Annotated in this window: 18 protein-coding genes and 1 tRNA gene; 11 read left to right on the top strand and 8 right to left on the bottom strand. The window is 70.5% G+C overall.

What is annotated here, in order from left to right; genetic code table 11:
- The first annotated feature begins 59 nt into the window (after positions 1–59).
- Positions 60–1,100 (top strand): helix-turn-helix transcriptional regulator, encoded by a 1,041-nt coding sequence (locus ACFRKB_RS27610; protein ID WP_383109193.1) that lies wholly within the window; start codon positions 60–62, stop codon positions 1,098–1,100.
- A gap of 123 nt (positions 1,101–1,223) precedes the next feature.
- Here ACFRKB_RS27610 and ACFRKB_RS27605 read toward each other — a convergent pair whose 3' ends face one another.
- Complete coding sequence (locus tag ACFRKB_RS27605) at positions 1,224–2,219, bottom strand: sigma-70 family RNA polymerase sigma factor (RefSeq protein ID WP_383109192.1); 996 nt, start codon at positions 2,217–2,219, stop codon at positions 1,224–1,226.
- A gap of 351 nt (positions 2,220–2,570) precedes the next feature.
- Positions 2,571–3,356, bottom strand: coding sequence for a dioxygenase family protein (locus ACFRKB_RS27600; protein WP_383109191.1), 786 nt, complete (start codon positions 3,354–3,356; stop codon positions 2,571–2,573).
- 124 nt (positions 3,357–3,480) lie between these two features.
- Between ACFRKB_RS27600 and ACFRKB_RS27595 the strand changes: the two genes are divergently transcribed.
- Positions 3,481–4,014 (top strand): MarR family winged helix-turn-helix transcriptional regulator, encoded by a 534-nt coding sequence (locus ACFRKB_RS27595; RefSeq protein WP_383109299.1) that lies wholly within the window; start codon positions 3,481–3,483, stop codon positions 4,012–4,014.
- 167 nt (positions 4,015–4,181) lie between these two features.
- On the opposite strand, the gene ACFRKB_RS27590 is transcribed toward ACFRKB_RS27595, so the two are convergent.
- Both ACFRKB_RS27590 and ACFRKB_RS27585 read right to left on the bottom strand, forming a co-directional pair.
- The gene (locus ACFRKB_RS27590; protein WP_383109189.1) at positions 4,182–5,717 is read right to left on the bottom strand and encodes an MFS transporter; all 1,536 of its coding nucleotides are present in this window, start codon (positions 5,715–5,717) and stop codon (positions 4,182–4,184) included.
- 229 nt (positions 5,718–5,946) lie between these two features.
- Positions 5,947–6,603, bottom strand: a complete 657-nt coding sequence (locus ACFRKB_RS27585) for a TetR/AcrR family transcriptional regulator (protein WP_383109188.1) — start codon at positions 6,601–6,603, stop codon at positions 5,947–5,949.
- 271 nt (positions 6,604–6,874) lie between these two features.
- Here ACFRKB_RS27585 and ACFRKB_RS27580 point away from each other — a divergent pair, with 271 nt between their 5' ends.
- Entirely contained in the window at positions 6,875–8,401 is a 1,527-nt protein-coding gene (locus tag ACFRKB_RS27580) for a M6 family metalloprotease domain-containing protein (RefSeq protein WP_383109187.1), read from the top strand.
- 93 nt (positions 8,402–8,494) lie between these two features.
- Here ACFRKB_RS27580 and ACFRKB_RS27575 read toward each other — a convergent pair whose 3' ends face one another.
- Together ACFRKB_RS27575 and ACFRKB_RS27570 are read right to left on the bottom strand one after the other, a co-directional pair.
- On the bottom strand, positions 8,495–10,180 hold the full coding sequence (locus tag ACFRKB_RS27575; RefSeq protein WP_383109186.1) for a class I adenylate-forming enzyme family protein: 1,686 nt from the start codon (positions 10,178–10,180) through the stop codon (positions 8,495–8,497).
- A gap of 142 nt (positions 10,181–10,322) precedes the next feature.
- Positions 10,323–11,078 carry an SDR family NAD(P)-dependent oxidoreductase gene (locus ACFRKB_RS27570; protein ID WP_383109184.1) on the bottom strand — a complete coding sequence of 252 codons (756 nt, stop codon included), beginning with the start codon at positions 11,076–11,078 and terminating at the stop codon, positions 10,323–10,325.
- A 177-nt stretch (positions 11,079–11,255) separates the two neighbouring features.
- On the opposite strand from ACFRKB_RS27570, the gene ACFRKB_RS27565 reads away from it, so the two are divergent.
- Positions 11,256–11,331 (top strand) — tRNA-Arg (locus ACFRKB_RS27565).
- A gap of 119 nt (positions 11,332–11,450) precedes the next feature.
- Complete coding sequence (gene lepB, locus ACFRKB_RS27560; protein WP_383109183.1) at positions 11,451–12,116, top strand: signal peptidase I; 666 nt, start codon at positions 11,451–11,453, stop codon at positions 12,114–12,116.
- A 91-nt stretch (positions 12,117–12,207) separates the two neighbouring features.
- On the opposite strand, the gene ACFRKB_RS27555 is transcribed toward lepB, so the two are convergent.
- Positions 12,208–13,065 carry an adhesin gene (locus ACFRKB_RS27555; protein WP_383109182.1) on the bottom strand — a complete coding sequence of 286 codons (858 nt, stop codon included), beginning with the start codon at positions 13,063–13,065 and terminating at the stop codon, positions 12,208–12,210.
- 184 nt (positions 13,066–13,249) lie between these two features.
- Between ACFRKB_RS27555 and ACFRKB_RS27550 the strand changes: the two genes are divergently transcribed.
- Entirely contained in the window at positions 13,250–14,116 is an 867-nt protein-coding gene (locus ACFRKB_RS27550) for a MerR family transcriptional regulator (RefSeq protein WP_383109181.1), read from the top strand.
- A gap of 31 nt (positions 14,117–14,147) precedes the next feature.
- Here the strand turns inward: ACFRKB_RS27550 and ACFRKB_RS27545 are convergent, their stop codons facing one another.
- A complete protein-coding gene (locus tag ACFRKB_RS27545; protein ID WP_383109179.1) occupies positions 14,148–15,089 on the bottom strand; it encodes a hypothetical protein in 942 nt (313 codons plus the stop codon).
- Between the two features lie 53 nt (positions 15,090–15,142).
- Here ACFRKB_RS27545 and ACFRKB_RS27540 point away from each other — a divergent pair, with 53 nt between their 5' ends.
- From ACFRKB_RS27540 to ACFRKB_RS27520, 5 genes are all read left to right on the top strand, one after another.
- The gene (locus ACFRKB_RS27540; RefSeq protein ID WP_383109178.1) at positions 15,143–16,468 is read left to right on the top strand and encodes a CapA family protein; all 1,326 of its coding nucleotides are present in this window, start codon (positions 15,143–15,145) and stop codon (positions 16,466–16,468) included.
- A gap of 343 nt (positions 16,469–16,811) precedes the next feature.
- A complete protein-coding gene (locus ACFRKB_RS27535) occupies positions 16,812–19,121 on the top strand; it encodes a HAMP domain-containing protein (protein ID WP_383109177.1) in 2,310 nt (769 codons plus the stop codon).
- A gap of 6 nt (positions 19,122–19,127) precedes the next feature.
- The gene (gene pgsB, locus ACFRKB_RS27530) at positions 19,128–20,852 is read left to right on the top strand and encodes a poly-gamma-glutamate synthase PgsB (protein ID WP_383109176.1); all 1,725 of its coding nucleotides are present in this window, start codon (positions 19,128–19,130) and stop codon (positions 20,850–20,852) included.
- Positions 20,849–21,331 carry a poly-gamma-glutamate biosynthesis protein PgsC/CapC gene (locus ACFRKB_RS27525; RefSeq protein WP_030351234.1) on the top strand — a complete coding sequence of 161 codons (483 nt, stop codon included), beginning with the start codon at positions 20,849–20,851 and terminating at the stop codon, positions 21,329–21,331. The genes pgsB and ACFRKB_RS27525 overlap by 4 nt, the downstream gene beginning before the upstream one ends.
- A 28-nt stretch (positions 21,332–21,359) precedes the next feature.
- The gene (locus ACFRKB_RS27520; protein ID WP_383109174.1) at positions 21,360–22,430 is read left to right on the top strand and encodes a C40 family peptidase; all 1,071 of its coding nucleotides are present in this window, start codon (positions 21,360–21,362) and stop codon (positions 22,428–22,430) included.
- Positions 22,431–22,469: the final 39 nt, after the last annotated feature.

Raw genomic sequence — 22,469 nt, 5'->3', positions numbered from 1 at the left:
AAGAAGCTAGAGAGCATCTAGGCCAGAACATGTCCTAGAGGGCGCGCACCATGGATCGTATGACCGACACCCCGGCACGGCTCCTCAGTCTGCTCTCCCTCCTCCAGACTCCGCGCGAGTGGCCGGGCAGTGAGCTGGCCGAGCGCCTCGCCGTCAGCCCGCGCACCATCCGCCGCGACATCGACCGGCTGCGCGCCCTCGGCTACCCCGTAGAAGCCACCATGGGCGCGGTGGGCGGCTACCGGCTGGTCGCAGGCGCCGCAATGCCGCCGCTGCTGCTGGACGACGAGGAGGCGGTCGCCATCGCGGTGGGGCTGCGCGCCGGGGCGGGCCATGCCATCGAGGGCGTCGAGGAGGCCTCCGTACGGGCGCTCGCCAAGCTGGAGCAGGTGCTGCCCTCCCGGCTGCGGCACCGCGTCTCCACACTCCAGGCCGCGACGATCCCGCTCGCCCAGGGCGACGGCGCCACCATCGATCCACGCACGCTGACGGTGATGGCCTCGGCGGTCACCGGGACCGAGCGGCTGCGGTTCGGCTACCGCTCGGGCGACGGTACGGAGACGAAGCGGCAGGTCGAGCCGTACCGTCTCGTCTCCACCGGCCGGCGCTGGTATCTGGTGGCGTACGACCTCGGGCGCGAGGACTGGCGTACGTTCCGGGTCGACCGGGTCAGCGAGCCCTTCGCCACCGGCGCGCGGTTCCGGCCCCGCGAGCTGCCCGCCGGGGACGCGGCGAAATTTCTGAGCCGGTCGATGTCCCGGATGAAGCCGTCGATGGAGGTGGATGTGAGCTTCCTGGCGCCCGCGCGGTTTGTGGCGGCGCGGCTCCCGGCCCATCTCGGCGCGCCCGAACCCACCGGCCCGGACTCCTGCCGGCTGCGTGCCTCGGTGCACGACTCGCTGGAGTGGCTGGCGCTGCGACTGGCCCTGGTGGACTGCGAGTTCACGGCGCACCGGCCGGAGCAGCTGACGGACTACCTGCGGGAACTGGGCGCGAAGCTCACCCGGGCGGCCGTCGGACAGGCCCAGGGAGAGCCCCCGAAACAGATCACAGGACAGACCCCGGAACAGACCGCGGGACCGGCCTCCGGACAGAGGTGAGCCCCGGCACCTGGGGGGGGTTGGTGCCGGGGCTCGTTCTCGGGGGCCGACGGGTCGGCCCGTACGTACCGCTCAGAGAGACAGTACGAGTAAGGGGGACACTACGGGTACAGAGCGGCGACGTCACGCCGCCGCGTCGAAACCTGTGTCACGAGCCATCTTTTTCAGCTCCACCAGAGCGTGCTTCTCGATCTGCCGTATCCGCTCGCGGGTCAGGCCGTGCTGCTTGCCCACCTCGGTGAGCGTCCGCTCGCGGCCGTCCTCGATGCCGTACCGCATCTTGATGATCGAGGCCGTGCGCTGGTCGAGCTTGCCGATCAGGTCCTCCAGCTCCTCACTGCGGAGCAGTGTCAGCACGGACTGCTCGGGCGACACCGCGGAGGTGTCCTCCAGCAGATCGCCGAACTGCGTGTCCCCGTCGTCGTCCACCGACATGTTCAGACTGACCGGGTCACGCGCCCAGTCCAGTACGTCGTTGATCCGCGCCGGGTTCGACCCCAGCTCGGCGGCGACCTCTTCGGGCTCCGGATCCCGTCCGTTCTCGCGGTTGAACTCCCGCTGGACGCGCCGGATCCTGCCCAGCTCCTCCACCAGATGGACCGGCAGCCGGATCGTCCGGGATTGGTCCGCTATGGAACGCGTGATGGCCTGACGGATCCACCACGTCGCGTACGTCGAGAACTTGAAGCCCTTGGCGTAGTCGAATTTCTCCACGGCACGCACCAGGCCGGCGTTGCCCTCCTGGATCAGGTCCAGCAGGGGCAGACCGCTGCGCGGGTAGCGCCGCGCCACGGCGACCACCAGGCGGAGGTTCGAGCGGATGAAGACATCCTTCGCACGCTCGCCCGCGGCGACCAGCGCCTCAAGCTCTTCGTGCGAGGCGCCACCCGCCTCGCTCTTCACCTCGCCGTCGAGGATCTGCCGGGCGTAGACCCCGGCCTCGATGGTCTGGGACAGCTCGACTTCCTTTGCGGCGTCGAGCAGCGGCGTACGCGCGATCTCGTCGAGGTACATGCCGACCAGGTCGCGGTCGGCGATCTCCCCGCCTACAGCGCGAACACTGCTTGCCGCTTTCGTCCCGCCAGAGGCGGTACGACGGGCGACGGCACGGGTTGCCATGCGAGCTCCCTTACTGAACTGAGTAGGTCGCGGCACCCTCCCGGGTACCCTGCATCCGAAGGAAACAACGACTGGAATCCGGACAGAATTCCCATGCCGTACATGGATTTTGTGATCATGCAGTACCCTGTGCCGCCGCGAGGGGTCGGCCGGTGCTGCGGGGAGGGCCAGAAGTGCAGGTCACAGCGGGGTCACGGGCCGGAACCCCGTCGTCCCGTTTTCCTGTAGACCCCACATTTCTGAAGACGACTCGCGCCCCTCTTTGGTTGCTCAGCCCGCGCCCGGCCGGTGTTCACCAGGCCGTCCGCCCTGTCCGCGCCGTCCGCCCTGCCCGGTCGACCGGCCCGCTCGTCAGCCGAACTGCACCGACCTCTTCGCCAGGCCCATCCAGAAGCCCTCGATCACGCTCCGGCAGCTCTCCAGCTCACCCTCCGACGCACCGAGCGTCACGAAGAGTGGTGCGAAGTGCTCGGTACGAGGGTGGGCCAGGCGGCCGGCCGGGGCCTTGTGCTCGAAGTCGAGCAGGGCATCGACATCGCGCGCCCGCAGCGCCCTCGTACCCCAGTCGTCGAACTCCGCCGACCAGCCGGGCACCCCGCCGTCCGTGTGCCGCAGCGCGGCCAGGTTGTGGGTGAAGAAACCGCTGCCGACGATCAGTACGCCCTCGTCCCTCAGCGGGGCCAGCTTGCGCCCGATCTCCAGCAGCTTCCGCGGGTCGAGCGTGGGCATCGAGACCTGGAGCACCGGAATGTCGGCCTCCGGGAACATCTCCGCCAGGGGCACATACGCGCCATGATCGAGCCCGCGGTCCGGCACGTCCTGCACCGGCGACCCGGCGCCGCGCAGCAGCTTGCGTACCGAGTCGGCCAGCCCGGGCGCCCCCGGCGCCGGGTACCGCACCGCGTAGTAGTGCTCGGGGAAGCCCCAGAAGTCGTACACCAGCGGCACCGTCTCGGTCGCGCCGAGCGCGAGCGGGGCCTCTTCCCAGTGCGCGGAGACCATCAGGATCGCCTTGGGGCGGGGCAGCGTCGCGGACCAGGCGGCCAGTTCACCGGGCCAGACCGGATCATCTGCCAGCGGCGGGGCTCCGTGGGAGAGATAGAGGGCGGGCATGCGCTCCGCGACGACGGCGTTCATGGCGACTCCCGGTCTGTCGATCTGCCTGTGTCCGTGGACCTTCTACCTGAATCTACTTGAACCCTCAAGCATTGAATCCCTCTCACCCTAACCAGGGCTAGTTTAACTTTCAAGAATGGGTAGAGTGGAATACATGACCATGGCATCCACCGGCAACGGCGCCGGTACGGGCGGGGAGCCTCGCTGGCTCAGCGACGAGGAGCAGCGCGTCTGGCAGGCGTATCTCCAGGCCACCACGCTGCTGGAGGACCATCTCGACCGCCAGCTCCAGCGTGACGCCGGGATGCCGCACATCTACTACGCCCTGCTCGTGCATCTCGCGCGCGCTCCCCGGCGTCGGATGCGGATGACCCAGCTGGCTAAGGACGCCAAAATCACCAGGTCACGGCTGTCGCACGCGATCGCGCGGCTGGAGCAGCACGGCTGGGTGCGGCGCGAGGACTGCCCCTCCGACAAGCGCGGACAGAACGCGTTCCTGACGGACCAGGGAAACGATGTCCTGGCGAAGTCGGCGCCGGGTCATGTCGCCGCCGTACGCCAGGCGATCTTCGACCGGCTCAGCCCCGAGCAGGTGGGGCAGCTCGGCGAGATCATGCGGGTGATGGCGGAAGGGCTCCAGCCGGAGGGTACGGGCGCGGATCTGCCCTGGCGCCGCTGAACGCCCGCCGAACGCCGCTGAAGCTATCGATCGAGCACGACGGGCATGGATCTGCCCCGGTACCACCGCTGAATCGCGGCGGCATCGGGGCAGTTCCGTGCGGCAGGTCCGTGCCGTGGCGTGGCGTGGCGTGCCGTAAGGCAGCGGCCTTCAATGCGTCGACACCGTCAGTGCATCGCCACCGGCATCTTGATCTCGTCCTCCGCGCCCTCGGCACCCGAGGCCACCGGCGAAGCACCGGGACGGCCCGTGTTGATGAGGGTCACGGCGATCGTCGCGGAGACCAGCAGGATGCCGACCGCCCACCAGATCGCGCTGGAGAAGCCGGCCACCAGGGCCTGGAGCTCCAGCAGCTGCGCGTTGGTGGCCGTCGCCGCGTGGGAGGCGACGTACGCGGTCGTGGCCGAGGCCGCGATCGTGTTCAGCAGCGCCGTACCGATCGCGCCACCCACCTGCTGCGAGGTGTTCACCATCGCCGAGGCGACACCCGCGTCACGCGGCTCGATGCCGTGCGTGGCGAGCGACATGGCCGGCATGAACGCCGTACCCATACCGAGGCCGAGCAGCAGCTCCGCCGGCAGGATCAGACCGGCGTACGAGGAGCCGATCTCCAGCTGGGTCAGCAGGAGCATGCCGACGGAGGCGACCAGGAAGCCGGGGCCCATCAGATAGCGGGGCGCCACCCGGGTCATCAGCCGGGCACCGATCTGGGTCGAGCCCGTGATCATGCCCACGATCATCGGCATGAAGGCGAAGCCCGTCTTGACCGGCGAGTACCCCTCGACCACCTGGAGGTAGTACGTCAGGAAGAGGAACAGGCCGAACATGCCGATGATGGCGAGGCCCAGCGAGAGATAGACGCCGGCGCGGTTGCGGTTGGTCACCACGCGCAGCGGCAGCAGCGGAGCCTTGACCCTGGACTCGACGGCCACGAACGTCGCCAGCAGGACCGCGGCGGCGACGAAGAGCCCGATCGTCGTCGAGTCGCCCCAGCCGTTGGACTCGGCGCGGGTGAAGCCGTACACCAGCGAGACCAGGCCCAGCGTCGAGAGCACGACACCGGGGATGTCCAGGGCGGAGCGGTTGCGGCCGCCCGCGGGCTCGCGGATCACGAAGTACGCGCCCAGCGCGGCCACGATCGCGAACGGGATGTTGACGAAGAACGTCCAGCGCCAGTCCAGGTACTCGGTGAGGAATCCACCGAGGATCAGACCCACGGCGCCACCGCCACCGGCGATCGCGCCGAAGATGCCGAAGGCCTTGGCCCGCTCCTTGGCATCGGTGAAGGTCACGGCGAGCAGCGACAGTGCGGCGGGCGCGAGCAGCGCGCCGAAGACACCCTGGAGCGCACGGGCGCCGAGGAGCAGCCCCTCGCCGGTGGCCGCGCCGCCGATGGCGGACGCGGCGGCGAAGCCGATGAGGCCGGTGACGAATGTGCGCTTACGGCCCCACAGGTCGGCGATACGTCCGCCGAAGAGGAGCAGACCGCCGAAGGCGAGGGCGTAGGCCGTGATGACCCACTGCTTGTTGCCGTCCGATATCCCGAGGTCCTGCTGGGCGGAGGGCAGCGCGATATTCACGATCGTCGCGTCGAGGACGACCATCAGCTGCGCGAGGGCGATGAACACCAGCGCTTTCCAGCGGCTGGGGTCGGGGGCCGTGGCACCCGTATCAGGGCGCCGTGGTTCGGCTGTTTTTGACATGGAGGTATCCACCTAAGGGTGCGTAAAGCTAAGGCTGCGTAAAGGCGAAAACGTACGTAAGCGCATGCGACGCTGCGTGACTTACGAAGCCGGCCGCGGGCATGGGCATGCGCCGGCGGAACCATCGCGGCGCGGGGCGGCCTACTGGTACGGGGATGGGCTACTGGGACTGTGGGGGCCTGGCCGCCGGGGTTCGCGGGCCTGGCAGGTGCGTTGGTTCAAGGGCGCGTCACGGAGCGGCGCGGCGCAGATCCTCCAGAGTCGCGGCGGAGCCGGCCAGTTCGGACCTGGCGGGTGCTTCCAGGCCGTCGAGGAACAGCTGAATGTGCCGGTGGGTGAACCGGTCCATACTCAGGCAGCCGGTGCCGGGCAGTGGGCGGGTGAGCTGGGACAACGCGACCATCAGATCGCCGACAGCGACATCCGTACGCAGCCGCCCGGCCTGACGCGCGCGCTCCATGAGCCCTTCGACAACTGTCTCCAGACGCACGCGCTGGGCGTCCAGATCGGGACGTTCCCTGTCGAACGCGGCGGAGAGCATCGGGCAGAGCGCACCCACTCGTTCGTCGGCCGCGGCATGCACGAAGCGGCGCAGTGCGATGAACGGGTCGGGCTCTTCCGCGGCGATACGGTCCGCCTGGTCGGCGACACTCTCCATGACGGAGTGCACTACGGCGTGAACGAGGGCGTACCGGTCGGCGAAGTGCCGGTAGAGCGTGGCATTGCCGATGCCGGCACGACGGGCGATCTCGTCGAGCGGGGCGTCGGGCCCGAACTCCACGAACATCTCACGGGCCGCCGCCACGATCCGCTCCCGGTTGCGCAGGGCGTCCGCGCGCGGGCGGGGTGCTCGGCGCGCTGGGGATTCAGCTGCGGTGGCGGTCACGTCGAACCCTTCCCTTGGTCCTCGGTCTCGGTCGTAGTGCCTCGTGGGTCGCAAGCGGAGATCTTTTCCCCGTTTCCCAGAGACACACGTGCAAACGGGGAAGCCATCCCCGGTTATTTCGCTCAAACATGTGAGCTGGGTCACCCTGCTCCATTCGGTGGCGGAAACCCACGATCGGCGCACCCAGCGAGCGCCGACACGCCGACCGACGCAGGGTGATCGAACAGCGCAGTCAGGACGGCCGACTGCCGCGGACCTTAAGGGCGACCGCATGCAGCAGAGGCGTCGGATACGCAGAGCCGGCGGGAGTGCCGGAGCCACAGGAGCCACAGAACACACGGAAGACACGAACGGGACCCGGAGCAACGCGAGTACCGGGGGCGATGGGGGCGGCGGAGACACCGGCGGAGACACCGGAGACGCGGACGACGCGACCGGCACCGACCGCGACGCCACCAGCACAGGCATTGCTGCCGCCGCAGGCACCGGCGCCGGCACCGGTGCCCGCACCCGCACCGGACGCATCAGCGGCATAGCCGCCCGCGCCAAGGGCCCCCGCCGGCTCACCGCCATCGCCGGCCTCACGGCGCTCACCCTCGCCGCCATGACCACGGCGAGTTCGACCCTCCACGCCACCGCCCCCGTCTCGGGGGGCCCGGGACTGGCCGTGGACTCCCCCCTCGGCCCGTGCCGTATCGTCCCGAACGCCGCTGTCCAGATGTCGGAGGGCCTGCCCACCCCGGCCGGCTACTCCCGCTCCACAGGCAAGATCCGCGCCCTCAACCTCATGATCGACTTCCCGGACGCGCCGGGCCCGGGGAAGGCGCTCGACCGGCTCTCCGAGTTCTTCCCGAAGACGTCGCAGTGGTTCAGAACCAGTTCGTACGGACGGCTCGACTACCGCCCCGAGGCCCCGCTGCGGGACTGGGTGCGGATGCCGCTGCCCTTCGCGGAGTACGGGATCGCGCGTGGGTCACCGTACGAGCCGGGCTACCGGAAGCTGGTCGACGACATCGTGGCCGTCACCGACCCGGCGGTGGATTTCAGCGCGTACGACCTGGTCAACGTGTTGGTCACGCCCAACGCCGGCCCTTCGGCGCTGGACACCGTCCTGTCCGTCACCTTCTCCGGCAACGCGGACGCCCCGCAGGCGGACGGCACCCCGCTCTCCAACACGTCCTTCGTCTACAGCCGCCAGGACGACGGCTCGGGATCGTACGCCGACACCGGCTACCGGGTGCTCCCGCACGAGAACGGCCATGTCTTCGGACTGCCCGATCTCTACACGGTGGACGGCGGCGGCGCGGTCGGGCACTGGGACATCATGTCCGAGGACTGGGGTGCCAACAACGATCTGCTGGGCTGGCACAAGTGGAAGCTCGGCTGGCTCGACGACGAACAGATCCGATGCGCGTCCGGTGCGGGCAGCAGCGACCATGTGCTCGGTCCGCTGGCCACCACGGGCGGGCCGAAGCTGGCGTTCGTACCGATCTCCAAGGAGTCGGGGTACGCGGTGGAGGTACGGACGCGCGAGGGCAACGACGAGGCGGTCTGCGAGCCGGGTGTCCTGATCTACCGCGTGGACTCCGGGGTCGACACGGGCCGCGGTCCGATCACCGTCGCGGACAGCAAGCCGAACAGCGGTGGCTGTACGCGCAGGCCGAATGTGCACGCGGAGCTGTCGGACGCGCCGTACCGGCCGGGGCAGACCTTCACCGACCTGGAGAACGGGATCAGGATCTCGGTGCTGTCGCAGGAGCCGGACGGAAGTTTCACGATCAGGGTGAGACGTTCCTGAGCGCCGTGCTTCAGCGCCGTTCCTGAGCGCTCCTCCTGAGCGCTGTTTCTGAGCGCCCCCGCGCACGGCCTTGCTGTTCTTCCCGTCACTGCTTCACTGCTTCTCCCGCGCGTCCCGCGCGCGGATGTGTTCCGCCACGGGATCCCGCAGCTCCCGTTTGAGGATCTTGCCGGTCGGGTTACGCGGCAGCGGCCCCTCCTGTACGAGCACATGGGCCGGCACCTTGAACGCGGCGAGACGGCGCCCGACATGGGCCCGAAGCTCCCCGGCGTCCGTCCCGGCCCCCGGCCTGACCCGCACCACCGCCGCGACCTCCTCGCCCAGCACGGGATGGGGAACGCCGAGCACGGCGGCGTCGATGACGTCAGGGTGGGCATGGAGTACGCCCTCGACCTCGACGCAGTACACGTTCTCGCCGCCGCGGACGATCATGTCCTTGACCCGGTCCACGACGCTGACGCGCCCGTCGTCCCGTACGACCGCGAGGTCACCGGTCCTGAACCAGCCGTCGCGGGAGAACGCCCGCGCGCTCGCCGCCTCGTCCCGCCAGTAGCCGCGTACGAGCGACTGGCCGCGCAGCAACAGCTCCCCCACCTGCCCCTCGGGCAGGGTCTCGCCGGCCGGATCCGCGATCCGTACCTCGGTGACGGGCGTCGGACGTCCCACGCTCGCAGGGAACCGCCGGTAGTCCGCGCCGAAGTTGGCGAGCACGCCTCCGGAGGTCTCCGTCAGGCCGTAGCCGTTACGGGCCTCGATGCGCTCCCCGTAGCGGGCGGTGAGCCGGGCGACCAGGTCGGGCGGCGCGGCGGCGCCGCCGGTGGCGAGCATGGTGAGTGATTCCAGCGGGTCGTTCCCGGCCGTGGCCTCTTCCAGGAGCTGGAGCGCGGTGGCCGGGACGCCCGCGTAGTGCGTCACCCGGTGCTCGTGGATCAGCTCCAGGGCCCGCCGCGCGTCCCACTTCCGCATCAGGACGAGCGTGCCGCCGACGGCCATCGCCGAATAGAGGCTGGTGAACGCCGCGACATGGAAGAACGGGAACGTCATGAGCGTGACGGGCGCGGGCCCCTGGCCGGGGATCTGCCCGCGTCCGAGGGCGGAGGCGGCGGCCTGGAAGCGCGGGTTCATGGCCGCGCCCGCCTGTGCGAGATGCGTGGCGACGGCGCCCCTGGGCCGGCCGGTCGTCCCCGACGTATAGAAGATGGTGGCGTCGTCCTCGGGCCGCACCTCGACGTCGGGGGGCGCGGCGGCGGGGTCGGGGGCGGGCAGCTCCTCGTACCGCTCCACGCCGGCGCCGGCCTCGCCGTCGTACCGGAAGACGAGGGTCCGCACCCGCGCGCCCCCGGCCCACCGGCTGACGCGCGGCAGTCGCTCGCCGTCCACGAGCAGCACGCGCGGCGCGCAGTCGTCCAGCGCGTACGTGAACTCCTCCTCCGTCCACCAGGCGTTGAGGGGGACGGCGATCAGCCCCGCCAACTGCGCGGCCCAGAAGGCGATCTGCCACTCGGGGTGGTTGCGCATGGCGATGACGGCACGGTCGCCGGGGCGCAGCCCGTACGCATCGAGGAACCGGTTGGCGAGGGCGGAGGCGGCGGCGAAGAACTCCCCGTACGTATACGTCCGGTCCTCCGCCACCAGGAACGGCTGATCACCGAACGTCCACGTCGGCTCGACGAACTCGCGCAGCGTGCGCGGCCCTTCGGCGTAGACGAGCGAGCCGTTCTCGGCGCGCACGACGGCGAAGGGCGCCCCGGGCGCGGTGAGGATGTGCGACACGTGCACCTCGGGAATCTCTCTAAGCGCTTGCTCAGTACGGGGCGACGCTACTCCACCGGCGTGACGGAGTCGACCCGGGCCGCCCCCGCCCAGCAGCGTCCCCGGCACCGTGCCTGATCAGTCGACCTGCGTCCGGCACCGTGCCCGGTCAGTCGACCTGCGTCCCACAGGTGATGTTGAGCGCGGTCGCGGTCATCGAGCGGGCTCGGTCGGACGCGGCGAAGGCGGCCACGTTCCCCACGTCCTCCAGCGTCGCGGCCCGCTTCAGCATCGTGCGCCGCTCGATGTCATGGACGATGGCCTCGGCTCCGTCGAAGTCCGCGGGGATCGTCTCCGCGATCCCGGCGGTCTGTAGCGTCAGCGCCCGGATCCCGTACGGCCCCAGCTCGCAGGCCAGTTGGCGGCGCAGCGTTTCGAGCGCCTCGAAGGCGACCTGGAGCCCGCCCAGGCTGAACTCGGGCAGGGGATCGCCGTACCCCCCGAACACCAGGATCACACCGGAGCGGCGCGGCTTCATATGGCGCGCGGCGGCGCGCGCGGTGAGGAAGTTCGTCCGCAGGGCGGTCACGACGGGCTGCTCGAAATCCGCGAGCGCCATGTCGGCGAGCGGGGTGCCCTGCACGTCGTTGTGCGAGATCAGATTGAACGAGATGTCGATACCGCCCGCCCGCTCGGCCACATCGTCGGCATGCGCGTCCACGGCCCGCTCGTCGAGCGCGTCCAGCACGGCGGTCTCGACGGCGCCCCCCTCGGCCCTGATCCCCGAGGCGACGCTCTCCAGCGGCCCGGGGGTACGGGCGGCGAGAAAGACCCGCGCCCCTTCCCGCGCGAAGGTCCGCGCCACGGCACCGCCGATGGCCCCGCTGCCGCCGTAGATCACCGCGGTCTTGTTCTTGAGCAGCATGTCCGCTCTCCTCCTGACGTCCGGCCGAATGCGACGGAACGTGCGCCCCGCCACATTGAACGACCGGCACGCCGCCCAGAACTCATCGCCGCGTCCCGGGAACCCGCTCCACGGACCCCGGCTGCTGCCCACCCGCTACACTGTCCCCGGCGGCGCAGCCCTCACCGGCCGCGCCTCGCCTTCGTAGCTCAGGGGATAGAGCACCGCTCTCCTAAAGCGGGTGTCGCAGGTTCGAATCCTGCCGGGGGCACCAGCCGAAAGGCCCCGGACCGATCATGGTCCGGGGCCTTTGACACGTGGTGCGTTGCCGCCCCGAGACCGCTTAGCCTCTGCTGGTCCGCCCGGCCTCGGGCGGTTCGAGGGAGGTTGTTCATGCGGCAGCGGGGAGCGGGCAGCGGGCTGAGAGTCGTGGCCTGGGTACTGGTGCCTCTCGGGGTGGTCCTGGCGCTGGGCGGCTTTGGGTACTTGCTCACGCATTACCAGGGGGTCACCGTCATGAGCGAGGCGATGGAGCCCACGTACCGCCCCGGCGAGCGGCTGGTCGTCGAGCGTATCGACGCGGGCGCGATACGCAGGGGTGATGTCGTACTCGTCCATGTCCCCGATCGCTATCAGGACAGACCGGTCCTGCAGCGGGTCATCGGGATGGGCGGCGATCACGTGGTGTGCGACGGAGATCGGATCACGGTGAACGGGAAGCCGGTCGACGAACCGTATGTGATGCGCGGCGAAGTGAACCCGACAACCGGACCGTACGACGTGCGGGTGCCGGACGGGCGGTTGTTCCTGCTGGGCGACTACCGGGGGAACTCGAACGACTCGCGGTTCTTCCTCGGCGAGCAGTCGGGCAGCGTCGCGGCCTCCGGGGTGCTCGGGCGCGTGCGGGAGGGTTTCACCGGGCCGGTGGTGCTGGTGGCGTTCGGGGTCCTCGGGATCGTGCTGACCCTGGTCGGGATCGGCCTGGGGATCGGGGGGTACGCAGCCGGGCGGCGTGCCCGGCGGACGCTCGCGGCGGTGCCCCCGTGGCCCGTGGCCTGAGCTGAGCGATCTTGAGTATGTGTGTGGTGGCCGGCGTGAGCGCGGCGGCTCGGCGTGTCAGGGCGCGGGCGGCGGGTACGGGGCTGCTGGATCAGATGCAGGTGACGTTCATCTGGGCCGCCGCGTGGTGGGCCCCGTAGCGGTCTTCGCTCCCCCAGTCCCTGCCTCGGTCGAGGAGCTGGACCGAGAAGGAGTCGCCCTCGACCCGGTAGCTGCCCACACTCACCAGGCTGCCGCGGTGTGCGGTCTGGCGGACGCCGAAGGCGGCGTAGGCGGAGGTGGTGTCGGTGGGGTCGCGGAGGACGCGGTAGACGGTGGGGTGGCCCGCGGTGTCGGCGGGGCGGCCGCTGTCGGGGACGTAGACGGCCAGGGCGCACTTCTCGTATGCCTTGCCCAGCTTCCAGGACCAGGTCGCCGTGGAGCCGCGGTCCTGGGCGGGGCTGCCGGACATGGGGACGGCGGAGAAGCGGCCGTCGCATGAACCGCCCTTGAAGCCGCCGTTGGTGACGGTGTACCAGGCGGCGTCGCCGTTCTCGAAGCGGCCGTGTTCTGTGTACTCGCCCGAGGCGCAGCCGGGGCCCGCCCACACCGAGTAGCCCGGCTCCGGGGACGGGGGCTCGTCGGGGGCCGGGGGTCCGGAAGGGGGCGCGGACGTTGACACAGTCGGGAGCCCGGTCGGGGGCGCGGACGAGCCTCCGCCGCCCAGGCCCGGCAGCTCCGGTGGGCCGATCCTCGTCGGGACGCCCCGCGCGCCCGCGTCGTCCGCCCCGCCGCCGTCTCCCGAGCCGGCCACCAGGGCGAGCGTCGCGCCCAGGGCCCCCAGCGCCAGCGCCACCACCACCGTCACCAGCAGGCGCGTGCGCGAGCCGCGGCCGTCGTGCGCCGTGTACCGCTCGGGCTCGCCCGCGACAGGCCCGCCCGCGACGGTGTCGCATACGGGACACACCACACCCGGCAGCGATACTCCCTGGCCGCTCCCGCACCGTTCGCACCTCATGCCGCCTCACTATGGAGGGTCCCGCCACTCTCCGGCAGCAGAAGCTCACGATTGGTTGGTTGACCTTTCCCCAGGGTCAGAGCGCACCGTCGGGCCGTCGGGCCGAGAGCGGCCCGGTGACGGAGGATGGGGCCTCGTGGAACTGCTCACGATCGGCGAGTTCGCGGCGCGGTCGCGGCTCTCGCCCAAGGCGCTGCGGCTGTACGACCGGCTCGGTCTGCTCGCTCCCGCGCGGGTCGACCCGGTCACCGGCTATCGCTGGTACCGCCGGGACCAGGTGGAGCGGGCCAGGCTGGTCGCGCTGCTGCGGCAGCTCGACATGCCGCTGGCCAGGATCGCCGAAGTGGTCGCGCTGCCGGGTGAGCGGGCCGCCGACGAGGTGGCGGGTTTCTGGACCGAGGTCGAGGAACGCCATGCCGTACGGCGTGAGGTCGCCGGCCATATCCGTGACCGACTGTCGGGCAGGAGAACCCACATGTACGAGGTCAAGACCATCGACACCCCCGAGCAGGCCGTCCTCACCGAGCGCAAGCACCTGCTCTCCGACGAACTGCCGCGCTGGATCCCGGCCGCCCTGGACCGGCTGGAGACGGCCGCCGCCGCGTGTGGGGGCGTCTCGGGTGTCCCGTTCGTCGCGTACTACGCGGCGGTGAGCCCGGACAGCGACGGGCCCGCGGAGGCTTGCGTCCCGGTCGCGGACATCGCGGCGGCGGAGGCGTACGCGGCGGCCAGCGGCCGTCCGGGGACGGGCCGTACGACGACGCTCCGCATCGAACCGGCGCAGCGCCTGGCGTACGTACGCATCACCAAGGCCCAGGTGGCGCACCCTCAGATCCTGTCCGCGTTCGAGGCGGTCGAGGAGTGGATCGCGGCCCGGGGGCTGTCGGTCGGCGGGCCCTGCCGTGAGATCTACTTCGCCGACTGGGACGCCGCGTCGGCCTCGGACGAGGTCTGTGACATCGCCTTCCCCGTGGGAGAGGTGGGTACGGCCGACAGGGGCTGACTCCCCGTACGCGGGGTACGGCCGACGGGGGCTAACTCCCCGTACGCGCCTCCCGCTCCGCGCCCTGCCACTCCGCCACCGCCGTCGTCATCGCCTCCACCACCCGACGGCTGCGGGCCGCGTCCTCCCGGACCGTCCGGCTGAACTCCACGTGGATGAACGGGACTCCGTCGTCCGACGCGAGCCGGCCCTGCTTGTTCGTACGGCCGGCCAGCGGGCACTTGGCGGACCAGGCGCGGCACACCCGGAAGTCGTCGTCCCGCAGCGCCCGTGCCAGGGTGACGGCCTGCGGGCGGCCCTCGTCGCCCGCGCCCGTGGACACCACCGCGTCGTGCGCCCGGGACGTCTTGTCCGCGAAGCCGTGGATCTGGATGCCGGGGAGGCCGCGGGCGACGAGTTCCGCGCAGACCGCGTGGAAGACCGTGTCCGTACGGTGGGCGACGTCCGCGGCGTTCCCCTCGCCCGCCGCGCGGTGGGCACCGGCCACGACCAGCACCCCGCCCGGCGCCCCGCGCAGGACGCCGACGCCGAGGGTGTCGCTGTACGCGTCGGCGACGGGGTGCGGCACCTGCACCGAGAAGCGGGCCGGCGCGTCGAGGGCGATGTACACCCGCCCCCAGCCGCGCAGCCCCTCGCGGGCCCGGTCGGCGATCTCCGCGTACCGCCGCCCCTTGTCGGTGTCCCGGAGGATGTGTACGCCGAAGTCGACCTCGGCGAGCTTGCGTTCGGCCTCGGCGCGCTTGCCGTCGAGATAGAGTCCGACCCCGGCGGCGACAATCTCCCGCTCGACGCGGTTGGGTGGCAGGAAGCCGGCGTCGGTCACGGTGTCCGCGGCGAATCCCCCGATCCGGTGTCCCAGATCGAGGTCGTTGCCGGTGGCGGGTGCGGAGGGTTCGTCGGAGTGCCGGTCCAGGACCGGAGTGACGATCACCACAGCTGCCGCGATCAAGACCCCGACCAGCAGGCTTGCCATGATTGTTATCTTCACGGTCGGAGATCGTGTCATATGACGTTCAAAATACCTATGTGAAGCGACCCCTCCCTCTCCTCCGCGGACGACGCGCCGCTGCCCGTACGGCCTCGCGTACGGTTGCCCGTGCCGCCACCCGTACGGCCCTCCGCACCGCCGCGACAGCGAGTCTCGCCACCTGTCTCGTCACGGCCGTCGCCGGCTGTTCCGTCCTCGGCTCCGGCGACGGGGGTACGGACGCCAAGGGAGGCGGAGGCCCGTCGTTCACGGTCGCCGCGGCCGGTGACGTACTGATCCATCCCCCGCTGACGGACCAGGCCACGAAGGACGCGAAGGCCACGGGCGGCAAGGCCGGGAGTCTCGACTTCGGACCGCTGATGGCCGGGGTGAAGCCGGTGATCAGCAAGGCGGATCTGGCGATCTGCCACATGGAGCCGGTGGTCGCCAAGAAGGGCGGGCCCTACGAGGGGTTCCCGAACTTCCAGGTTCCGCCGGAGATCACCACCACGCTCAAGGACATCGGCTACGACACCTGCTCGACGGCGTCGAACCACTCGATCGACCATGGCGAGGCCGGGGTGCGCCGCACCCTGGACGCGCTCGACGCGGCCGGACTCAAGCACACGGGCTCGGCCAGGAGCCAGGCCGAGTGGGAGAAACCGCTCATCATGGACGTGAAGGGCGTGAAGGTGGCGCAGATCTCCTTCGCGTTCGGCTTCGTCCGTAACGAAGTTCCCGCGGACAAGCCCTGGCTGGCCAACAAGACGTCCTTCAAGGCGATCAAGGAAGCCGAGCAGCGGGCCCGCAAGGCGGGCGCGGACGTGGTCATCCTCAGCATCCACTGGGGGCGCGAGTACCAGTCGGCGCCGAGCACCTCGCAGCTGGAGCTGGCGCGCCGTATCGCGAAGAAGACCGGCATCAATCTGGTGATCGGGCACCACGCCCATGTCGTGCAGCCGATGGAGAAGATCGGCAGCACCTGGATCGCGTACGGCCTCGGCAACCAGATGGCCCGGCACGAGGTGCCGAACGGCCAGTCCGAGGAGGGGGCCATCGGCTGGTTCACCTTCACCAAGCGCGGCGGCGAGTGGGACGTACAGGCGCAGTACCTGCCCACGTTCGTCGATGTGCCGCCGGAGCCGGAGGACCCGGAGCAGCCCGACAAGCTCCCGGCGGGCGCGGTCACGGACTACCGGCTGCTGAATGTGGCGCGGGCCCTCAAGAACGGAAAGCCGGAGAGCGGCACACCGGACGAGGGGAAGAAGTACACCGAGGAGCAACTCGCCCGTTACCGGCTGGCCTTCGACCGTACACAAGGCACCATGCTGAATCGCGGCGCGGTGAAGGACGGTCTGACACCTCTTGAGGAGCCGCCCAACTAGCGTGCGTGCGGCGGCTTTTCGGTCCGCCGGGGCTTCAGCCGCGGATATTCCGGCTCAAAGCCCCGCGGGCCGGAGCCTCTTCGGCGCGATTTCCCCTGACGGGGTCCGCCGGCCAGGGGTTCCGCATGTCCGGTACGTAACATCTGTAAGACACATCACACGCGCGCCTGTCTGATTTTGCACAACCATTCGATGGCGCGACCGGTCCTAATTTCGCGCGTGGGACGCATGGGAGTGGTGGGGAAATTCCCCTGTCCCCCTCATGCCCACACGCACTCGACTTCACGCCTGCGCGCACGCGCGCGTTCCGGCGCTGCCCGCACCACGCTGAGAGAGGTACCTCATGGCCGTTTCGTCGGCGAAACGGCGGCACAAGGTCCGCAGACGGGCCGACATGTCGCTCCTGGGCGGCATACGCCCGCCGATCGCGGTCCTCTCGGCCCTGCTGCTCGCGCTGGCCGGGCTCACGGCGCTCGGGTTCGGCAAGCCGGACAACGAGCCCCTGCCCACGGCCGTACGCACCTCGCAGCAGCACTTCGCCGAGGACGGCGCCATCGCGCTGCGGGCGTCGCTCGACGAGTCCATCACCGACCTGAACCGGACGGCGGCGCTCTTCAACGCGGGCGACCCGGTCTCCGCGGACACCGTCCTCGACAAGCTCGGGAACGTCTACCAGAAGTGGCGCGGCTCGGCCATCGTCGAGATCAAGTCCGGCAAGCTGCTCGCCGCGCGTGGTGAGAACGTGCCGCTCCTCGCGGTCGACCGGGAGAAGCTGTCCGACGAGGACGGGCTCGCCCCCCGGATGGTGCGGCTGAAGAACGGCGAGACGCGGCTGCTCACCTTCGCCCTGCTGTCCTGGGAGGGCAAGCCGCAGCAGCTCCTGATCACCTCGAACAGCCTCAAGGTCCCGGGCGTCAGCCTCGGCAAGTTCCGGGTGATCGCCGTGGTCGACTCGGGCGGCACGATCCTCAGCAGCGACGGGCTCCGGGCCGCCGAGGACATCCCCTCGAAAACCGTCGAGGACGAGGTCAAGGAGACCAAGAAGCAGCTCGGCACCTTCGCGAAGCTCGCCGCCGAGAAGTCCGCCGCGAACCCCATCACCACCAAGGAGCCGGGCTCCGGCGGGTTCTTCGGCGTCAGCGGCACCATGACCGGCCCCCGCATCAGCCAGGAGCGTCCGGTCGTCGGTTACGCCACGCTCGCCGCGCCCGAGGCGGGCGAGTCCACCAGTGCGACCGGCCTCGGGCTGTCCGTGGTCACGCTGGTGACCGTCCCCGAGAACACCAGCCGGGTGACCGACCCGCTGTTCGGCCTGGTGGCCGCCGCCGCGCTGCTCGTGATCGGCGCGCTGGCGGTGGCCATGCTGCTCGGTACGGTCCAGCGCCCGCTGATCCGGCTCTTCCTGGAGAGCCGCCGCCTCAGCCGCGGCGATCTCACCCGTCCGGTGACCGTGCCCCGCTTCGGCGAGACCCGCCGGATCGGAGAGGCGCTGGAGCGGCTGCGGCTGCAACTGCTCGGCGGTACGCCCGCGGAGACGAGCGCCGACGGTCCCGGTGCCGACGGCACCAAGCGGCGGCGCGGACGGCGCGTCGGCACCCGCGCGCTGCTCGCCGGCTGCGGGATCCTGCTGCTCATCTGGTCCGCCCCGATGATGCTGCTGCTCAACCGCGCCGGTGACACCATCGTCGTACCGCAGCAGCTCGTCAACGACCAGCGCGACCGTACCGACACCCTCACGGACCGGGTGCGCCGTGCCCTCAACGAGGGGCACGCCGACCTGCTGTCCGTCGCCACCCTCATCGGCGACCAGACCTCGCCCGCGGACACGGCCACGGTCCTCGAACGCACCATGACCGAGCACCCGCGCTACCGCTCGCTGTACGTGCTCGCCGCCGACGGCTCGATCGTCGCCAAGGCGGGCGAGACCCCACAGCACCCCGGCGGCAAGCGCGAGGACAACGCCCCGATCGCCGTGCTCGGCACCGACTCCAAGGAACCGCAGGTCGCCGGATACGCCGGACTGCCCGGCCGGGACGGCGCGTTCGTGGTCGGTGAATTCCGCGTCGACTTCCTCAACTCGCTGCTCAAGCGCCCCGGTCTCGGCCAGGTACGGATCGTCGACGCCGAGCGCCGGACCGTGGGCTCCAACACCGGCTACCGGGCGTTCCAGAAGCTGCCCTCCAGCAGGCTCGACTCGCTGGTCGAGGCCACCGGCCAGAAGGTCGGCCTCAGCCCGCGCCCCAGCGGGGTGCTCTTCCGAGACGGTGACGGCATCCAGATCGCCGCGGCGGCCCCGTTCGTCGGCGGCGGCGCCGCGAAGTCGCTCGGCTGGACCGTCGTCAGCTGGCAGCCCGCCTCCGCCCTCGCCATCCCCGAGTACAGCGCGCAGAACCGTACGGTGCTCGCCGGGCTGCTCGGGGTCACGGCCGCCGCCGCCTGTCTGGGCTGGCTGCACATCGTGGTCGTCCGTCCGCTGCGCGAACTGGCCAGGCAGGCCGAGACGCTGGCCGACGGCGACCGCCGCACCGTCCTCTACCCGCGCCATCACGACGAGGTCGGGGCCATCACGCGCTCCCTGGAGCTGCTCCGCCAGCAGCTCCAGGAGCAGCGCAGGCGCGAAGGCGCGCCGCCGGCCCTCGCCGAAAGGATCTGACCGACCGTGCTCTTCCTCTATTTCGTGCTGCTCGTGTGCAGCGCGATCCTGCTGGTCGCCGGACTCGTCGAACAGCGACGGCACTTCACCAACCTGAACCGCATCCCCTCCCGGGTGCTGGTCAACGGCATCCGCGGCAAGTCGTCCATCACCCGGCTGTGCGCGGGCGCGCTGCGCGGCGGCGAGCTGGTCACGGTCGCCAAGACCACCGGTACGGCGGCCCGGTTCATCCACCCGGACGCGACCGAGGAGCCCGTCTACCGCAAGTTCGGCATCGCCAATGTGGTGGAGCAGATCGGCATCGTGCGCCGGGCCGCCGCGTACAACCCCGACGCGCTGGTGATCGAGTGCATGGCCGTCATGCCGGCGCTCCAGGAGATCAACCAGTCGAAGCTGATCCGCTCCACGATCGGCGTGCTGTGCAACGTACGTGAGGACCATCTCGCCGAGATGGGCCCGACCCTCGACGACGTGGCGCGCTCGCTCTCCCGCTCCATGCCGGAGGACGGCATCTGTGTCACCGCGGAGAAGGACCGGTTCGCGATCCTCCAGGAGGAGGCCGACGCCCGGAACTGCCAGCTGATCTACGCGGACCCCGAGACGGTCTCCGACGAGGAGCTGCGCGGCTTCAGCTGGTTCACGTTCAAGGAGAACGTGGCCATCGCGCTGAAGGTCGCCGAACTGCTGGGCGTGGAGCGCGAGACCGCGCTCCAGGGGATGTACGACGCGCCGCCGGACCCGGGTGTCCTCTCCGTGGAGCGCTATCTGACGCCGGACGCCAAGCGGCTGCGGTTCGCGAACGTCTTCGCGGCGAACGACCCCGAGTCGACGCTGATGAACATCAACCAGCTGCTGGACCTGGGCGCGATCAACCGTCCGCTCCACGTGGTCATCAACTGCCGTCCCGACCGGGTCGAGCGCAATGGCCAGATGGGCGAGATCATCCCCGACCTCCAGCCGGAGAAGGTCTTCGTCATCGGCCATCCGGCCAAGAGCGCCATCGACGCGATCCCGGCCGAATGGCGCTCGCGCGCGGTCGACCTGGGCGGCGACAAGCGCGACCCCGAGGAGTTCATGGCCGAGCTGCTCGGCATGCTCGGGCCCGACTCCTCACTGGTCGCGATCGGCAATATCCACGGCCAGGGTGAGCTGCTGCTCGAACACCTCGCGGAGCTGCCGCCGGACGAGACACCGGACCCGGAGGACGGGTCCGCCGATCCGCCCGCCGGCCCGCGCGCCGCCGTGGACACCCCGGCGGAGAGCCAGGACCGGCGGATCCCGGCTCAGGCCGAGGCGTCGGACACCGTCGCCTTCCCGGTGGTCTCCGCCGCCGACGCGGCCGACGCCGGCCCCGGGACCGCCCCGCAGCCGAACCCGCAGCACCCGCGGGGGCCCCAGGGGCAGCAGCACCCGCGTCACGACGAGACGATGCCGCTGGTCCGCTACGCGCCGCGCCTCGACCCGTTCCAGCCCTACCCGGAGGCGTACGAGCAGCGCTACCAGCAGCGTCCCGCCGCCGGACCGCCGCGCCAGCGCGGTCTGTTCGAACCGGTCCAGATGCCGGTCCAGACGCCGGAGCAGACCCAGGAGCAGACACCGGCCCCGCAGTCGGCCGGGCAGCACCACCCCTCGTCCCACCAGCAGCCGCACCACCCCGAGCACCCGCAGCTTCCGCACTCCCCGAACCCCTCGCACTCCGTGGCGCCGCAGAACCCAGGAGAACCCCGTTGATCCCCGCAGTCCTCACCCCCGAGATCGCCGCGATCGGCATCGGTCTGGGCCTGATGTTCTCCCTGATCTGCTATCTCACGACCAACCTCTCCCCCGGCGGCATGATCACGCCGGGCTGGCTGGCGCTGACCCTCGTCGAGGACCTCCAGCGCGCCGCCATGGTCGTCGGCGTGACCGTACTGACGTACGCCACCACGCTGCTCGTCCAGCGCTTCGTGATCCTCTACGGAAAGCGCCTGTTCTCCGCGGTCGTCATGATCGGTGTGCTCCTCCAGGGCACCGTGATGATCGTGCTCTCGCTCGAATTCCCGCTGATGTACGCGAACCAGACCCTCGGCTTCATCGTCCCGGGCCTGATCGCCTACCAGCTCGTACGCCAGCCCAAGGGCGCGACCATCCTCGCCACCGGCACGGTCACGCTCACGGCCTATGTAGTCCTCACCGCCGGCATCCTGCTCGGCGCCCTGCCGTCAGCCTGACCAGCCCACCCACGGGAGCCGAATCCTCATGAGTGCCAAGTCCAAGCGCGGACGCCCTGTCCTGCATGCCGCGACGGTCCTCGCGCTGCTGGCCGGCAGCGCCTATCTCACCGTTGAACTCCGCAAGGACGAGCAGGCGAAGGCGCCCGCCGTCCAGGCCATCACCGACATCCCCGCGCTGACGTCCGGGAACGGGAGCACGGCCGGCGAGCAGACCTGGGAGCGGCTGCAGAACCCGGCCCGCTCGGTGCTGCGCAGCGGGGACGGCGACATCCTCGCCACCTTCACCGACGACGCGCGGACGGCGACCCTGACCGGCCCGAGCCGTACGTTCGAGGAGCCGACGAACACCAAGTCCCGGGTGGTCACCGAGAACTGGGTGCGGCTGATGCCGGAGGCGTGGAAGAAGGGCGCCGAGAAGGAGAAGTGGTTCAAGGACTGGTTCAAGGAGTACTTCGGCAGCGAGGAGGACGACATCTTCGCGTTCGCCTTCCAGTACGTCGAGGGCGCGCCCGTCAAGAAGGACGACGAGGGCGTTCCGTACGCGGGCGACGCGTTCTTCGGGCCGATCGACGAGTCGAATCCCTCGAACCGCCTGGAGCAGTCCGACTTCTACGACTACCTCGGCATCCCGTACACCTTCCGGGACGGCACCACCATGCAGCCGGAGCAGCCGAAGTACCGCGCGCTGGACTGCTCGGGCTTCATCCGGACGGTGTTCGGCTACCGCGCCCGCTACCCGCTGATGGGGACCGACAAGGTGGGCGACGGGCTGCCGCGCACCGCCAACGGCATGACGCGCTCGGACGTCGGCGTGGACATCTACAAGCTCCAGGGCCCCGCCCCCTGGTACACGCGGCCGGAGTCCACCAGCAAGCTCCAGCCGGGCGACCTGGTGTTCTTCAAGATGGACAAGCGGACCGGGAACCGGATGGACCATGTCGGCCTGTACATGGGCAACGACACCGACGGCCACCAGATCTTCGTCTCCAGCCGCAAAGAGGTCAACGGCCCGACGATCGGCGACCAGGGCGGCACCTCGCGCCTGGACGGGAACGGCTTCTACGCGGGGCTGCTGCGGGCGGCGAAGCGCCTCTGACGTACGGCGGGGGCGTGACCGTACGTACGGTCACGCCCC

Origin of the sequence: Streptomyces scopuliridis, assembly GCF_042790125.1 — a bacterium.
Taxonomy (GTDB): Bacteria; Actinomycetota; Actinomycetes; order Streptomycetales; family Streptomycetaceae; genus Streptomyces; species Streptomyces scopuliridis_A.
Note: the sequence above shows the minus strand (reverse complement) of the source record. Positions and strands in the feature narration are given on the sequence as shown.

What these genes read in the sequence shown, in the direction of transcription:
- ACFRKB_RS27535 (WP_383109177.1), top strand. Translation starts at nt 16,812, where the DNA reads ATGGCCGTTTCGTCGGCGAAACGGCGGCACAAGGTCCGCAGACGGGCC.
- ACFRKB_RS27600 (WP_383109191.1), bottom strand. Translation starts at nt 3,356, where the DNA reads ATGAACGCCGTCGTCGCGGAGCGCATGCCCGCCCTCTATCTCTCCCAC.
- ACFRKB_RS27520 (WP_383109174.1), top strand. Translation starts at nt 21,360, where the DNA reads ATGAGTGCCAAGTCCAAGCGCGGACGCCCTGTCCTGCATGCCGCGACG.
- ACFRKB_RS27605 (WP_383109192.1), bottom strand. Translation starts at nt 2,219, where the DNA reads ATGGCAACCCGTGCCGTCGCCCGTCGTACCGCCTCTGGCGGGACGAAA.
- ACFRKB_RS27545 (WP_383109179.1), bottom strand. Translation starts at nt 15,089, where the DNA reads ATGGCAAGCCTGCTGGTCGGGGTCTTGATCGCGGCAGCTGTGGTGATC.
- ACFRKB_RS27580 (WP_383109187.1), top strand. Translation starts at nt 6,875, where the DNA reads ATGCAGCAGAGGCGTCGGATACGCAGAGCCGGCGGGAGTGCCGGAGCC.
- ACFRKB_RS27590 (WP_383109189.1), bottom strand. Translation starts at nt 5,717, where the DNA reads ATGTCAAAAACAGCCGAACCACGGCGCCCTGATACGGGTGCCACGGCC.
- lepB (WP_383109183.1), top strand. Translation starts at nt 11,451, where the DNA reads ATGCGGCAGCGGGGAGCGGGCAGCGGGCTGAGAGTCGTGGCCTGGGTA.
- ACFRKB_RS27570 (WP_383109184.1), bottom strand. Translation starts at nt 11,078, where the DNA reads ATGCTGCTCAAGAACAAGACCGCGGTGATCTACGGCGGCAGCGGGGCC.
- ACFRKB_RS27610 (WP_383109193.1), top strand. Translation starts at nt 60, where the DNA reads ATGACCGACACCCCGGCACGGCTCCTCAGTCTGCTCTCCCTCCTCCAG.